Origin of the sequence: Streptomyces sp. NPDC058864 (genome assembly GCF_042742985.1) — a bacterium.
Lineage (GTDB): Bacteria > Actinomycetota > Actinomycetes > Streptomycetales > Streptomycetaceae > Actinacidiphila.
Genome location: NZ_JBHYMQ010000065.1, coordinates 36,104 through 50,453, shown reverse-complemented (window position 1 = coordinate 50,453; position 14,350 = coordinate 36,104). Strand labels below are relative to the sequence as shown.

General features: G+C 65.1%; 16 protein-coding genes. 12 read left to right on the top strand and 4 right to left on the bottom strand.

The features are described 5' to 3' along the window. Positions 1-705 precede the first annotated feature (705 nt). The 4 genes from ACFW3D_RS33600 to ACFW3D_RS33585 all read right to left on the bottom strand — a co-directional run bounded on the left by ACFW3D_RS33600 (position 706) and on the right by ACFW3D_RS33585 (position 6,828). Entirely contained in the window at positions 706-2,154 is a 1,449-nt protein-coding gene (locus tag ACFW3D_RS33600; RefSeq protein ID WP_500510781.1) for a hypothetical protein, read from the bottom strand. A gap of 891 nt (positions 2,155-3,045) precedes the next feature. After that, positions 3,046-4,401 carry an AAA family ATPase gene (locus tag ACFW3D_RS33595; RefSeq protein WP_500510778.1) on the bottom strand — a complete coding sequence of 452 codons (1,356 nt, stop codon included), beginning with the start codon at positions 4,399-4,401 and terminating at the stop codon, positions 3,046-3,048. Between the two features lie 577 nt (positions 4,402-4,978). Further along, positions 4,979-5,758: a hypothetical protein gene (locus ACFW3D_RS33590; protein ID WP_500510776.1), complete on the bottom strand. Its 780-nt coding sequence runs from the start codon at positions 5,756-5,758 to the stop codon at positions 4,979-4,981. After that, positions 5,743-6,828 (bottom strand): DUF1152 domain-containing protein, encoded by a 1,086-nt coding sequence (locus ACFW3D_RS33585; protein ID WP_500510774.1) that lies wholly within the window; start codon positions 6,826-6,828, stop codon positions 5,743-5,745. Before ACFW3D_RS33585 ends, ACFW3D_RS33590 begins: the two co-directional genes overlap by 16 nt. An 85-nt stretch (positions 6,829-6,913) precedes the next feature. On the opposite strand from ACFW3D_RS33585, the gene ACFW3D_RS33580 reads away from it, so the two are divergent. The 12 genes from ACFW3D_RS33580 to ACFW3D_RS33525 all read left to right on the top strand — a co-directional run bounded on the left by ACFW3D_RS33580 (position 6,914) and on the right by ACFW3D_RS33525 (position 14,343). Next, positions 6,914-7,654, top strand: coding sequence for a GntR family transcriptional regulator (locus tag ACFW3D_RS33580; RefSeq protein ID WP_396346164.1), 741 nt, complete (start codon positions 6,914-6,916; stop codon positions 7,652-7,654). Positions 7,655-7,933: 279 nt separating this feature from the next. Continuing rightward, on the top strand, positions 7,934-8,380 hold the full coding sequence (locus tag ACFW3D_RS33575; protein WP_500510771.1) for an ATP-binding protein: 447 nt from the start codon (positions 7,934-7,936) through the stop codon (positions 8,378-8,380). 101 nt (positions 8,381-8,481) lie between these two features. Further along, on the top strand, positions 8,482-9,210 hold the full coding sequence (locus ACFW3D_RS33570; protein WP_396346166.1) for a GntR family transcriptional regulator: 729 nt from the start codon (positions 8,482-8,484) through the stop codon (positions 9,208-9,210). A gap of 137 nt (positions 9,211-9,347) precedes the next feature. Beyond that, complete coding sequence (locus tag ACFW3D_RS33565) at positions 9,348-9,701, top strand: SCO3933 family regulatory protein (protein ID WP_396346167.1); 354 nt, start codon at positions 9,348-9,350, stop codon at positions 9,699-9,701. 5 nt (positions 9,702-9,706) lie between these two features. Next, entirely contained in the window at positions 9,707-11,083 is a 1,377-nt protein-coding gene (locus ACFW3D_RS33560) for an FtsK/SpoIIIE domain-containing protein (RefSeq protein WP_500510767.1), read from the top strand. An 81-nt stretch (positions 11,084-11,164) separates the two neighbouring features. After that, the gene (locus ACFW3D_RS33555) at positions 11,165-11,371 is read left to right on the top strand and encodes a hypothetical protein (protein ID WP_396346169.1); all 207 of its coding nucleotides are present in this window, start codon (positions 11,165-11,167) and stop codon (positions 11,369-11,371) included. 3 nt (positions 11,372-11,374) lie between these two features. Then, a complete protein-coding gene (locus ACFW3D_RS33550; protein ID WP_500510764.1) occupies positions 11,375-11,998 on the top strand; it encodes a DUF2637 domain-containing protein in 624 nt (207 codons plus the stop codon). Positions 11,999-12,014: 16 nt separating this feature from the next. Then, positions 12,015-12,200, top strand: coding sequence for a hypothetical protein (locus tag ACFW3D_RS33545; protein ID WP_396346171.1), 186 nt, complete (start codon positions 12,015-12,017; stop codon positions 12,198-12,200). Then, the gene (locus tag ACFW3D_RS33540) at positions 12,200-12,391 is read left to right on the top strand and encodes a mobile element transfer protein (protein ID WP_396346172.1); all 192 of its coding nucleotides are present in this window, start codon (positions 12,200-12,202) and stop codon (positions 12,389-12,391) included. The genes ACFW3D_RS33545 and ACFW3D_RS33540 overlap by 1 nt, the downstream gene beginning before the upstream one ends. A gap of 10 nt (positions 12,392-12,401) precedes the next feature. Next, positions 12,402-12,596, top strand: a complete 195-nt coding sequence (locus tag ACFW3D_RS33535) for a hypothetical protein (RefSeq protein WP_018563555.1) — start codon at positions 12,402-12,404, stop codon at positions 12,594-12,596. Positions 12,597-12,610: 14 nt separating this feature from the next. Beyond that, positions 12,611-12,892, top strand: a complete 282-nt coding sequence (locus ACFW3D_RS33530; RefSeq protein WP_396346173.1) for a hypothetical protein — start codon at positions 12,611-12,613, stop codon at positions 12,890-12,892. Beyond that, a complete protein-coding gene (locus ACFW3D_RS33525; RefSeq protein WP_500510761.1) occupies positions 12,889-14,343 on the top strand; it encodes a replication initiator in 1,455 nt (484 codons plus the stop codon). The genes ACFW3D_RS33530 and ACFW3D_RS33525 overlap by 4 nt, the downstream gene beginning before the upstream one ends. The last annotated feature ends 7 nt before the right edge of the window (positions 14,344-14,350 follow it).

The window sequence follows — 14,350 nt, the reverse complement described above, 5'->3', positions numbered from 1 at the left end:
ACCCACGGCACCGTCCTGCCCACCGAACTCACCGCATAGCCTCAAAGAAGAGATCACCGAGTGGCCGTCGATACACCACTCCAACGGACGTGACCCTGCACGGTGTCGCCTGGTTGCTGACCCTCCGTGCGCCTACCGGACTACGGGTGTGTGTGTCGATGGTGCTCGTCGTGACGACGCTGACCTTCATGGCTTGGTGGTACTTCAAGACAGAGGGGACCCTCGGCGGTTCTTTCAGCGATTCCGGGCGCTGTCCCCCCAGCAACATCCCGCCGTGGTGGCCCGACTGGATCCCCGCCTGATCGGTAGCTGAAGGGGCTGAGCCGTGTGATGCCGGACTCCGCCCTACATAACGACCATAACGACCCGACACCGCCCGGCGGCCCGTACGCGACCGCCTGCGCGGGAACCATGAGCTCCCACACGCAGGACCACCGCCTTGTAAGTTCGGGCCAGGCTCATTACAGACTGGCAGAAGACGCCTGCACGGGCGGCCAGTCGTCGGTCTTTGGTCGCCCCGCTCCGCAGTATTGCACTGGCGTTGATGTCATCCGGTGATGTCAACCGCGGCAGCGAAGCAGGCGTTCAGAAGATGCGGGCATCCCTTGTTAGGCCGGAATGGTCGTATTCCGTCGCACATTGGGGGTTCAGTCTCTTAGCCACAGCAGGCGTTTGATGCAACATCAGACCGGAAGGGCAAGTCCGTTAGACCACACGGATTCGCAGCCCGGTACCGTCATTACCGACCGAGACAGCCTGATATGGGTCGCTCGTAGTCGCTCCGCTGGTGGCCGGCGCCCATGCGTCGCGAAGTCGGTGAGCTCTCCGCAGGTAGGCGCTAATTCTTCCCTCACGAAGATTTTCATACATCCCCTTTTCTACCCCTCGGAAGATTTCAAGCGAAGCGCCATCGGGGAGTGGCATGGAGTACTTGACGCCAACGAACCGGTGTGAATCAATCCTGGATTCGGAGCTGACAGTGAAGCTCTGCCACTCCGGTGCTGGATCGTCCAAGGGTAGGCGCTGAAAGTCTGCGGTCCTCGGTGAGGTGAATTGGGATGCAGATGTATTGTCGCCCGCGAAGCGCAGGACGGAGTGAGCCGCGTTTCTCGCTAAGATGCGAAATAGCCACCTCTTGCCATCCTCGGGCACCTGAAAGATAACAGGGAGTTCTTGCACGCTTGCCTCGTACGCCGTGCGCGCGGACCGCAAATCTACGTCGCTGGCCTCAAATGTTTCAGCGCCGAGAAGCTCTCGCTGTCGGGCATGAAATTGCTCGAAGGTGGGTTTGCCTGACGCCCACTGCTGAGGGCCAGGATCCTCGGACAGTAGCGCATCGAGTTCTTCAGGTTGCCCCTCCCATAGATCCTCGTCCCCGGGCGGGTCGAGCACGTCAATAGAGACGCCTGCAGTCGACAAGCGAGAGGCAATGATCAGGCTGGGAAGGGTTCTGGCCCCCACTTCAATGGAGCCTACTTGAAGAGAAGCTGTGGCTAACTGCTTCCTGGAGTGATAGGCATTACCGTGGGTTCCTTTACACTCCAATACGTACACCTTGCACCCTGAACGCGAAGTTCCGGCACGACGGCCGACCAAGAAATAATCAGGTCGCATCGTTGTTTTATTTTTCTGTCGGACGAGGCCGACCCCATCAAGGAAGCCAGCTGCAAGCGCGACGTCCACGTCAACGCTCGAAAATATCCATCCGGGATATTTTCGCTCAAGAATCCTTTTGGCCACCACAAGAGCCAAGCCAACACCCAGTTGCTCTGACTGCGCCACCTTGTGATGGTGGACTATATCGGAGCCCGCCTGAGTCAGGGAAAGAACTTGCTTTTGATTGCTCTTTAGAGTGGCGCAGTAGCGTACGTGCGCCCAGTGACGTGCTATGTCGGCGAAAGGTGAAGCGGTGACAAACGTTGTGGCCAGCCCTAATTCGCGCAATACTTCCGCTGGGCTGGATTCAATCCCCATGAATAAGTCGGCTGGAATTGCGTACACCGGCTTCCGGTAAAGATTGGAAGCGCCGCGTTTTGGTCCAACGCGATCTCGAGCTTCTTTCTCGACCTCTTCCGCCAATTCCGGTGTTGAGCGGACAATGAGCTTGGCCGGAGTCCCCAGTTCGCGCACTAAGGCACCGAAGTCAAGATGCACGCTTCCCCCAAGGTGCGTAGCACTACTTGCGTTCGACCGTAGATGCCAAGTCAGGCTGGCACAAGACCGCATGCCCTGGAAGCGGGTGCGCCGGCGCCGTGGGCCCACGTCGATGACAGTTCCGCTTGCCCGGTCTCAGCCGGGGAGATGCGGGCCGAACAAACGTGAGGCCACGAGGCGGCAGGCGGCTGCGGTGTTTGAACAACCGATAGTTGTCCTGTAGGTCCGGGCCGAGGTCCCGTACGGCCCGGCGAGAGCTGGCTCAACAGCCGCCCCTTGGCTCCTTCCCCCTGTGACCGTCCGTAGCCTTGTTGCAGCGGGAGATGCCAGCGGCCTACAGAGCGGGCGTTTGATTAGTCGCAATCATGACTCCTGAGCCTTCCAACATCTGCATCAGCTAGCTTTCCTGTGATCCATTTCAGGCAAGCGTCCTCTGGTTTATGGGGGCTTATCCATTGAACTCGTTCCAGAGGTGCATACGAGTCTGCCACAAGTTTCGCAAGGCGCCCGGATCGGTCATCGCTGGATATGACTCCCGATCCGTCATTCAATGCGATTTCCAAAAGGTGCACATCTTTCAGTAGTGCCGCTACGTCGTGAGGGTCGGGGAGAATTTCTGCGATCTTCTTACGGAGTAGATTGCTCGGCTTATCCTTGCCTTTTCGTATCAGCCGCCTAGTTACCATTTGGTATCGCCATTTGACGGAGAAGTTGGAGGCGTGCTTGTTCCACTCGCGCTCCACTTCGGGGGTGAACTTTACGTGTATTTTCTGCTTCAGGATCTCGTTTAGGGTGTTTCTTGAATTTCGAGATCGCGGCAGGTTCGTTTGGCTTGCTTCTTTGCCTACACAAGCATCTACTACCACGCTGTCGTTCACGTTCCCCCCGCTTTTATTCGTGCTCGTCGTCGGCTTCGATGCGCTCTTCGACCGCGTTCAGATATTCCATCTCCGCTTCGAGTGCGATGTCGTCAAAGTCGATTGGCCAATCTCCGAAGCGTCCCAGCTCGTCAAGATCTGCTGTCTTAACCGTTGTGACGCCGCTATCCGGGGACCTTCCGAACCAGTGCAAAGCTGCATCTGAGGGCTTGATTTCACTGCGCGCCAAGGATGTTTGGACCGCCTTAATCAGGAGGGAGCTGTGTGTTTCGGCGACGACTAGCACACCGCGGACTGCGTGCCTGACGAGAATCTTAGCCAATGCGGTCTGAGCCTTTGGGTGCAGGTGAATCTCGGGCTGTTCGAGATAGACAATTTGACCTGGGCGTGCGACCGAAAGGGCCACGAGCACAGGTAGAGTCTGTGAGACGCCGAAGCCCACGTCAGCGATGTTCACGACATCCAGTGCCCCACCTTGCTGCGCATGTGGCATACGTCCAACCAGTAGTTCGACGCTTGTATCGTTTACAGGTCGTGCCATCACCTTCCATGTCAAACCAAGTGCTTCGAGATCCTGGTTTAGAGACTTCAAGCGTTGAGACTTTTCTGCCTTGGATGTTTGCCAGTCATTGATCAGACTGGCAACATATTTCTCGAACTTCCCTGGGAATGCGGTACCCACGGCAGAGCTCGGGTAGACCCTCTCGGGGTTGCCTCGAAGACCTGGGACATGAATGGTCTCCAGCGCGATCCTTCGGAAAGTGTTCACCGGATCGTAAGGAATCCCGGCAGTTCCGGAGAAATCTTGCATCTTGATTACGACATCGTAGAAGCTGCGATTCCTTCGAACGAAGAAGGAAACCTCTTCTCGGGATTCAAGGATGGACCTGAGGTCCTTCCTGAATGCGGGTAGTTGCTCGATAAAGTCTTTCCCTCCCTGCGTGTTCTCGTCAAGCTTTATGCGCTTACCGGATTGCTCGATCTCCATGGTTTCCAGCTTCAAACCCTTCCCTCCCTTGGTGAAGGTTAGGTCTACGCTGGTTCGCCGGGTCGACATCCCGATCAGCATGCTTTTTGCAGTGTCTTGCCGCGATTTCCCCCTGGAGAACATTTGAGTGGTGGAGGTGATCGCGACGTTCGGGCCATCCAGCAGTAGGGGGCCGGGGTCGAATTGAGCTTCGATGGTTTGCTTCAGCAGTAGAATCGCCTGCATGAAGCTAGACTTTCCTGAACTGTTGGCGCCCCCGATCAGCGTCAATGGCTTAATCGGGATCGAGATGGTCTCCCGTAGTGATTTATAGCCGCCGACCCGAAACACTAGGTCTGGGGGCTTATTGGTGAAGCGCCTTTTGACTTCTTTTGCTGCCACGATCCCTCGATTGGTGAGATGGGTTGTAAGGGTCCGGTGTCAGATCGAGTGGTGCACGCGATGCTATACCGGTTGAGTCAACAGCAAGGCGCAATCGACTCAGCCGTCTTCGGGATCAAGGCGTGCGCGCGTCAGACCTCGGCACGCTGCCGTCACACTCGGCCGAGCGGATGAGATTTGAGTACTCAGCCTTGTATCGGAGGTCGGTGGGAGCGGCTTTGGGCTGGAGCTGCCATGGGGCGAGAGATCGGGGCCCGTAAGCTTGCGGCGACTCGGGCGGTCTGTGGACCTGCCCGCTAAGGCCCGATGTGGGCCCCGATCTTCGAGGCTCGCCCCATGGTGGCTGCGTAAAGCCGCGGAGCCGACCGCCCCAGCCACAGAGGGTTTCACTTCGACAACCCCTCGCCGTTGGCGGGCGGCCGGCGGCCGGGCCAGAGCGGGGCGAAGACTGGAGCGTCGGCCCGGGGCGCCGGGCCGCGCGCCGCCGCGCTCTGCGCGGCGGGAGCGCCTTGAACCCGTGGAGAAGGTTGTAACTCAGCGAGTGATGGCGTCCCTGATCATGGTCAGCGGGGCCCCGTCAAAACGGCGGACGGTCTGCATCGCTTGTGCTGGACCAAGGGCCCGCAGTCCACACTGACGTGCCGAGTGGCAGGTCGCTGTCGCAGAATTCGAAGGGGTTCTGCTGACCTTCGAGCCCTGAGGAGTCTTCGCCCCATGCGTCGAGGGCGTCGATGGCTCGTTCGCGGTATTGCCAGAGTTCGCTGGTGCCGAGGACCTGCCGAACCAGGGGGACCAAGGCGGTTCGGTGGTGCTGCAGCTGGGGATCGTCCACCAACGGGATGCACGCGACGATGGCTGCCTCGCGAATGCGGCGGTCGGGGTCCACTGTGAAGTCGAAAGCGGTTGTGAACAAGAGCGGTCGCTTCTTGCGGATGCCGACTGCCTGCGGGTAGTCGTCGAGCGGGAATCCGTTCTCTCGGCGTGAGTCTTCTAGGTCGTCCGAAGCTGTTCGTCCTACTGAGGCAATCCACGCAAGCAGCTCGGCACGCAATGGGATCCGCTGATCGGTAGCGAGGTTCGTGCGTGGGTCTCGCAGGATGGATGCCACGTACAGTGCTGCCGGCACGGTTGCCTCGTAGAGAGTGCCCTGGTGGTGCACGGTGCCGAACAGGAACTGCAGCGCCGCTTCTCTGGCGTTTCGATCGTCGCTGAACAGCGCGGGCAGCTGAGCGGGTACATCTGCGGCCGGCCCGTAGGCGTGCCACAGGGAGGCCCAATCGGTGTCCACCAAGACGCTCTCGGGCGTGGGCAAGTCAACCGAGGGGAAAGACTCTTCGCCCGTCACGAGATCTGCCACAGGGGCGCTGCGTACTGGTCTGGGTGTGTCTGGATGAGGAGTGCGCGGAGCTCTTGACGCTGCGATCCGGGGAGACCGAGGGATTCCGTCAACCTGCGGAACGTCGTGTGGGTGATCCCGCGGCTACGGGCCTCTGCTTCAAAGCGGCTGAGCTCGCCGAGGATGTTGTTGGGGTCCAAGGGCACGGCACGCTGCTCGGCGAGCCACAGGGCCTTGTTCCGCTCGTAATCGATCTCGGAGAAACCACAGATCTCACGACTGTGCTGCTCGGCCTCTTCGAGACTGCTCGTTGATACGAGGGCACGGGACAGCATGTTGCGATGCAGCGCGTTGTCGAGGTCAGCCTCGTGGACAGTCGGGCCTGCGTCCGTCAGCGGGACCGGGCGGCCGGCGTCCCGGATTTCGCACAGGCCGCGCACCCCTCGCGCCGCGGCGCCGAGCATCGCGGTGGCTTCGGAGGGGTGCCATTCCAGAATGGACGAGATGGGCTCCACGTCCTCTGCTGTGAGGGTGTGGGCGATCGACCCGAGAGCTTCGATGAGGTCCCCGGCCGGAAGTTCTCCGTCTAGGCCGGGTCCAGCGATCAGGAGGCGCACAGGGGTCTTGAGCTGTGCGCAGGCAGCGAGAGTGAGGGCGTCCGCAAGAGGGCTCTTGAGAGTGGGCTCGTCGCCGCGAGCGAGGATGTCGCCGCCCACGTCCAAGAGGTTGACGGACTCGGGGGAGAGCTCGGCTATGAGTTCTTCGAGTTGCTGGGCCAGGCCAACGGCGCTGCGGCGAGGGTCGATTAGTGCCAGGGTGTGCGGCAGTTCGGCGGCCAAGCGGGGGAGTGTGGAGCCGGCGGGAGCGACAGGCTCGGCATCTGCGGGGACGGCGTACACGTTTGGCGTCAGCTGGCGCAGGCCGTTGAAGTCGGCCGGACTGCGGGGCCCCGGCAACGGGTCGACGATCAGGCGGTCCCAGGCGTAGGTAAGGATCACCGCCGGGTCCTCGGCGCCGTACAGGGCGGCGTCCAACATTGCGGCGGCGACAGCGTCGCCCCCTCCTCCGGCTGCCACGATCAACCGCGTCACGTGGCCAGCGTACGGGTTCAGGTATTGGCCACTCACCCTATAGTGGCCAGAGGTAATAGCCACTTGAAGGGGATGGGAGGCTGTGATGCCGCAGATCGAGGAGGCTCAGCCGAAGTACCTCCAGATCGCGCACCACATCCGCGATCAGATCTTGCGCGGTGACCTCAGGCCGGGGGACGAGGTCCCTTCGGAACGGCAGTTGGCGACGGACTGGAACGTGTCGAGGCCGACAGCTGCCCGCTCGCTGGAGGCGCTGAGCAATCAGGGCCTTGTGGAGAAGAGGCAGGGGTCGGGGACGTACGTGCGCGGCGTGGAGGTCAACCGGCGGGCCCGGGAGCTCTACGGTCGGGCACGGCAGACTGGAAAGATCTATACGGCTGGCGAGTATGCGGTGATCACGTCTGCGGGATGGCTTGATGCGCCGGATTACGTTGCTGATGCTCTGGGCTTGGCGAAGGAGCGTCGGGCTGTGCATCGCCGGCGGGTGACCAGCAACCAGACTGGGCCTATCACCCTGTCGACGTCGTGGTTCGCGCCGGACGTGGCTCAGCGGGCCCCCAGGCTCATGGACCCCGAGCGTATCCAGGAGGGCACGCTTCTGTACGTGGAGCAGATGACGGGGCGCCAGGGGAGCTATGCGGAGGACCGCATGAGTGCCCGCACCGCGACGGAGGAGGAGACGGCGGACCTCGGCCTGGAGGCTGGATCGGCTGTCCTTATCGTGCACCACGTGGTCTATGACCTGCAGGACCGGCCGTTGGAGTTCGCTGAGGCCACCTACCCGCCCAACCGTTGGGCGTTCGAGCAGGGTTACCCACTGACCTGATCGCTTCGGGGCAAGTACCCCGAACCCCTTGCCTGACCCAAATGGCTAATGCCACTATCCACGAAGTGGCTAATGCCACTTCGAAGGAAGGGGCGCGGTGTGTGCGGTGAAAGGCCGTTAGGGAACCGGAGGTCTGCCTGCCGGGGGTGCCGCGGTCGGGGCTGGAAGTTGATCAGCTCCCGGACCTCGTTGGCGTTATCCGTCGCCAACGGGCGCCCCCGCGCCGTCTCCAAGCGGCGCTGCCTTGACTGCGATGGGACCGGCAAGGAGTAACCGCGGATGGATGGCATCAGCAAGGGGCGTCGTGACCACGGCGCTGACGACGGCGAAGTGCTCGGCTCGATGACGCTGTACCCGCTGCCTGAGTCGGTGCGCCGGGCTCGTCGCTGGTTCAGGCACTTCATCACCAAGCATGAAGTGGCCTGTTCGGTCGACGACTGTGTGTTGATGATCTCGGAGTTGGTGACGAATGCGATCCTCTACGGGCGGGCCGAGGAGGAATGGCTCGTGCGGGTGGAGTGGCGACGGGACGGGAAGTCCCTGCGGGTTGACGTGCACAACCCGGGCTTCCCGGCGAGCGTCCGGCTGCGGTACCCGGCGGCCAATGAAGCCCATGGGCGTGGGCTGGGTCTGGTCGATGCCTTGTCGGACTCCTGGCGTGCCAGCCCGAGCCGCTTCGGCGGGACGGTCGTGTCGTTCGAGATGGCCGACGCCTGGCCGTCGTGAGTGGGCTGCGGTCCGGCTCGTCAGCCAGCTAGCGTGCGTGTCAGCCAGCTGGGTACGCTGGTTGACCAGTTAACTTGACCGATCCCGACTAGGCGGCGCCCGTGGCGTACGAAGTGGCTGCACCAAAGTACGTGCGGCTCGCGCAGACGATCCAAGGTCGGATCGAGGACGGCACCTACCCGCCGGGATCGCTGGTGCCGAGCGAGAACCAGCTCGTGCAAGCATTCGGGATGTCGCGGCCGACTGTTGTTCGGGCCCTCGAACTGCTCAAGCGGGACGGCTGGCTGGAGTCCCGGCAGGGTTTCGGGACGATCGTGCGTGGCCGTCCGGAGGTCGTCGAGCAGCGTGACCGCCGAGGCCGTGAAGCCTTGGAGCGGGACGAGTCGCGGATTCCGGGGCGCCTCGTCGAGGTGGGGGAAGTCCAGGTACCGCGCCGAGTGGCGTCCTTGCTCGGCCTGCCGCAGGGAGCCAAAGCGCTCGTGCGCCGCCTTCTGGTCGAGGAGGACGGTGAGCCCGTGGAGCTTGCTTCTTCCTACTTCCCGGCCGGCCTGGTCGAGGGGACTGAGCTCGGCAGCTCCGAACTTCTGGCTGAGAGCCCGCGAGCGCATCTCGAAGCGCGCAAAAAGGTGCGCTTCGATCACGTCACCGAGCGCGTCTCGGCGCGTCTTGCGGGCGGCGAGGATGCGGGCCTGCTGAGGCTGACCGCGGGGGACCCCGTACTTGGCGTCCTGGTGGTGGCGCGTGATGCCTCCGGGAGGGCGTTGCAGATCGTCGATGTTCTGCTTCCCGCCGACCGGCAGGAACTTGAAGACACCTATCGGGTCAACTGACCTGCGACTAGGCGTCGGTTGAGGTCTTGCGGCCCTACAACTCCACTTGACAGGTCAACCTGGCGTCCCTAGTTTCGAACTTGCTAAGTCAACCTGTCAGGTGGTGGGTTGATGTGACCCGACAAGGGAGATCTGTTGTGCGTGTGATCCGTGTCGAGACCTCGGCGGCGACGATCCTGCTGACCGAGGCACCTTCGCCCAAAGTCCGGGACCGGCAGACCGGCGAGATCGCAAAGGACGCCGTAAGCGGCGAGGTCCTGATGACCGTGGGCGTCGTTTACATCGACGAGGGGGAGTCCTCGCTGATCCAGGTCACCGTGCCGGAGAGCGGGGTGACCGAGGGGCTGGCTGTGGGCTCGCCGGTTGCGCTGCCCGGCCTGGTGGCCCGTCCGTGGGAGAGCGTCTTCAACGGGCAGAGCCGCCATGGCATCGCCTACCGGGCTCTCGCCGTGGCGCCCGGCGTGTTCGTGATGGCCGGACAGGAGGCCTGACACCAGTGTCCGACCTGCTGACGCTCGTGGAGGTGGGTGGGCCGCTCGCTGCGGTAGTTGGCGCGGCCTACGCCCGGCACGCGCATCCGGCGGCGTACTGGTCCACGGTCGGGCTGCCGTTATCGGTGGCCCGGCTGCTGGCCTCGTATTCCTCCACCATGGAGGCATGCGGCCTGACGGTCGAGCCGTCCCGCTGGCGGGCTCTGGCCATCAGGGCGACCACTCGTCGAGAGGTCCGTCCTGTGCCGCCGCGCCGCGGGCTGGTTCGGCCGACATCGACAGGCTTCCGCATGCGGCTTCGCCTGGCCCCGGGACAGGAGCCGGCAGACGTGGCCGCCTCCACCGAGCGACTGCGCCACGCCTGGGGCGTCCATGCGGTCCACGTCCGGGACATCAAGCCTGGCGTCGTCGAACTGCGGCTGGTCGGCTACGACGTGCTGCGGAAAGTGCGGATGCCCCGGAAGACGGGCGCCGACCTCCTCAAGATCCCGGTGGCACTACGGGAGGACGCAACCGCCTGCGTCCGTGACTACCGCGTCGTGCCGCACCAACTCGTCCTCGGCGCGACCCTGTCGGGCAAGTCCATGTTCCTCCGGAATCTCTTCACAGGACTGGCCCGACAGCCCGTCGTCCTCGTGGGGATCGACTGCAAGCGCGGAGTGGAGTTAGCGCCCTTCGCCGCTCGGCTCTCGGCTCTGGCGACCGATCCGGCGCAGGCGGCGGAACTCCTGCCGGCGCTCGTCCGGGAGATGGAGGACCGCTACGACCTGATCAAAGCCCGGCAAGGAATTGCCCCCGGCACGTCGGGCGAGGAGATCACCTCGGACATCTGGGGCCTCCCCGAGGACAGGCGCCCGCCCCCGATCGTGCTGTTCATCGACGAGGTGGCCGAACTGTTCCTTGTCGCGACCCGCAAGGACGAGGAACGGCGCGACGAGATGGTCACGCATCTCATCCGGCTCGCCCAACTCGGCCGCGCCGCAGGCATCTACCTGGAAGTGTGCGGCCAGCGCTTCGGCGCCGAACTGGGCAAGGGCGCCACCATGCTCCGGGCCCAGCTCACCGGCCGCGTGTGCCATCGGGTCAACGATGAGGCCTCCGCGAAGATGGCGCTCGGCGACATCGCCCCCGAGGCTGTCGAGGCCGCGTGTGCCATCGCCGCGGAACGCCCCGGGCTCGCCGTCGTCGGTGACACCTCCGGCGGCTGGTCCCGCATCCGCACCCCCTACCTGTCGCTCGCTGAAGCGGCTGCCATCTGCCGCGAGACGGCCGATCTCGCACCGGACGTGCCCGCGCTCGCGCCGCTCCGCCCTGACGTGCCCACCGCTGCACTGCAAAAGCTCCCGGCGGCGGCCCCTCTGCATCGTCCGGCGACCGAGTAGCTGATCCTCAACCCTCCGCCGGCGCGAGCAATTCGCGCCACGTCCCTACCCAGCCACGCCCTGAGTTCGGAAGGAGAACCTGTGTCCCGTCCCTCCGTATCCGAGGTCTCCGCCTTCGTCGCCGACCTGGTCGCCTACCGCAAGTTCGGTGCCGGTGACCTGTCCGAGTTGATGTCGCGCAAGGCCGACTTGCTGGAGCGCATCGCCGCCGAGTCCCCAGGCGACGCCGCAAAGGCGGAGATCGCTGCCGAGGCCCGTGCCTACGCCGACCGGCTGCGGGGCGAGTAGCCCATGCGTGCCCTTCCGGCCCGAGTCGATGCGGTGCTGATTCAGGCGGTCATCGCTGCCGCGCTGTCCTTCGCCCACCTGCACGACATCGCCGCGGCGGCCGGGCAGGACGGCTGGAAGGCCTGGGCCTATCCCATCTCCGTCGACCTCCTCTTGGTGGCGGCCTGGCGGCGGTTGCGATCCGGGAGCTCCCGGGCGGCCGGCTGGTGCTGGTTCCTGATCGCCCTGGTCGCCTCACTGGGCGCCAATGTCGCCACCGCGGGACTGCTCGACCTGGCCGACGTACCGGCCTGGCTGCGCATCCTCGTCGCGGGCTGGCCGGCGGTCGCCTTCCTCGGCGGCACGCTGCTCGCCCACACGGCGCCGATGCCCTCCACCGCCGACGAACCGCACGACGACGCGGACGCCGAGCCGCTGCCCGAACGACGGGCCGAACTGCCCGCACCCCCTGCAAACTCTCCCGCCCGGCCGCAGGCGGAGATTCCGCCCGCCCTCGTCCAGCACGCCCGCAAGATCGCCGACGACCACCGGGCCCGGACCGGAACCGCCATCGATGCGACCACACTCCGCGCTCGGCTCGGCGTCGCCGCCCCGCTCGCCGAAGCCATCGCCGCCCAACTCGCCTGACCTGGAGCAATCACCTTTGCGCCCGACCACCCTGCGCGCCCTCAAGCGCGCCGCAGAACTCGTCCGACAGAACCAGTTCACCGAAGCCGTGCTCGTTGCCGAGCCGGTCATCCTCGCCGCCGACGACGCCGAGGGAGCCGAGATCCGCCGCTGGCTGACCGAGCACGTCCACGACTTCACCAGCCACCAGGAGGCCTCCTGATGCCCGCCGATCGCCGCTTCCGCAACGTCCGCCGAATCGGCCCCGTGCAGGTCGCCACCTACTTCGACGGACGCGGCCGCACCAAGCACACCGCCGCCTGCATCGTCCCGCGCTGTGGCTTTTCCACCGACTACGACAGCCGCGCCGCCGCCGAGCTCGCCGCCCGCACCCACCGCTGCTCGGCTCGCTGAGGAGGTACCCGTGACCGTTACCCTGCCGCTCGTCGCCGTCCTGGGCGTCATCGCCTGGGCTGCGATCAAGTTCCTCGGAGTCCGCATGTGGGTCGCCGTAGTGATCGCCCTCTTCGGCTTCTACCTCGCCGACACCTTCCTGGCCCCCGCCATCGACTCCGGCACCCGCTCCGGGGTCGAGATCGTCAACGGCACTCACGACTGAGAGGAGAACCACCCATGCTCCGCCCAAAGCTCCCCGCCATGCCCGACACCCCGGCGGTCCGGGACGACCAGGCGCAGGCCTGCTCCTGCCGTCACTCGGCAGCCCACGCGGTGACCCCGGCGCCTGCCCGCGCCGTCACGCCCTACGTGAGTGCCGGGGCCGGCCTCGTCGTGGCCTTGGTCGTCGTCGGCGTCGTCCTGACCGCCCTGCTGGCCACTGTCGCCCTCACCGCCGTGGCCGTGGCCATCGCTGCCCTCGTCCTGCGCTCCCTGTTCAACGCAACCACCGAGCGATGACGGCCCGCCGGTGCGGCAACACGCCGCCAAGCATCCGACCGCCCCGGCAGGCCCAGCCCCTCACGACCGAAGTCGAAAGGACAGAGGACATCATCACCCGCCCCGCACCACCCCCGGTAGCCGAGCTCGGGCAACTCGCCTCCCTCGGCACCCTCCCCGCGCTCGCCCGACAGCTCTCCGGGCTCGGCGGCTGCGCACGACCGGTACGACTCGACGGCTACCGAACGGAACATCGAGTCGACCCGGCCACCGGCGAGATCGGACCCCTCCTGCACCACATCGACTCGACGACGCTCCCTGCCGGCCGACTCCTTGTGCCGTGCAAGAACCGTCGGGCCACCCGATGCACCGCCTGTGCGGAGACCTACCGCCGCGACACCTACCACCTGATCACCGCAGGCCTGCGCGGCGGCAAGGGAACCCCCGAGCACGTGGCCACGCACCCCCGGGTGTTCGCCACCTTCACCGCGCCTGGCTTCGGGCCTGTCCACAACCGGCCCACCGACAGCCGCGGAGAAGTGCGCCCCTGCCGATGCGGCCTGCTCCACCACCAGGAGGACGACGTCCTCGGTACACCGCTCGACCCGGACACCTACGACTACGAGGCAGCCGTGCTGTGGAACGCGCACGCGGGAGCCTTATGGCGGCGCTTCTCCATCTACCTCCGCCGGGAGGTCGCCAAGCGCGCCGGACTGACCCAACGCGGCTTCCGCGACCACGCGCGGCTGTCCTTCGCCAAGGTGGCCGAGTACCAGAAGCGCGGCGCCGTCCACTTCCACGCGGTCATGCGCCTCGACGGCCCGGAGGGCGGCTCCACACTGCCCCCGGCCTGGGCCACCCCCGAGCTACTGGCCGACGCGATCCACGCCGCGGCCGCTGTGGTCTCCGTCGACGGACCGGTGATCGACGGCCGCGCGCACACCTTCGCCTTCGGCCGCCAACTCGACGTCCGCACCATCCGCAGCGCGGACTTCGACGGTGGCACAGAGCTGACCGAGCGCGCGGTCGCGGCCTACATCGCCAAGTACGCCACCAAAGGCGCCGAGACCGCCACCGGCACCCTCGACCGCCCGCTGAGACTGCTGGCCGAGCTCGGGCATCTACGGATCTCCGAACACGCACGCCGCATGATCCGCACCGCCTGGGCCCTTGGCGCACGCCCCGAACTCGAAGAGCTCCGGCTGCGTGCCTGGGCCCACATGCTCGGTTTCCGCGGCCACTTCTCCACCAAGTCCCGCCGCTACTCAACCACCCTCGGCGCCCTGCGCAACGCCCGTGCCGAATGGCGCCGCACCGAAGCCCTGATCGCGCTCGGCATCGACCGTCACGAGGAGACGACGCTCGTCCTTTCCCACTGGGTCTTCGCCGGCACCGGCCTGACCCCGGGCGAGGCCTGGCTCGTGGCCTCACTCGCACCCGCCCTTGGATCGGAAGGAGAACCCACACCGTGACTGGCAG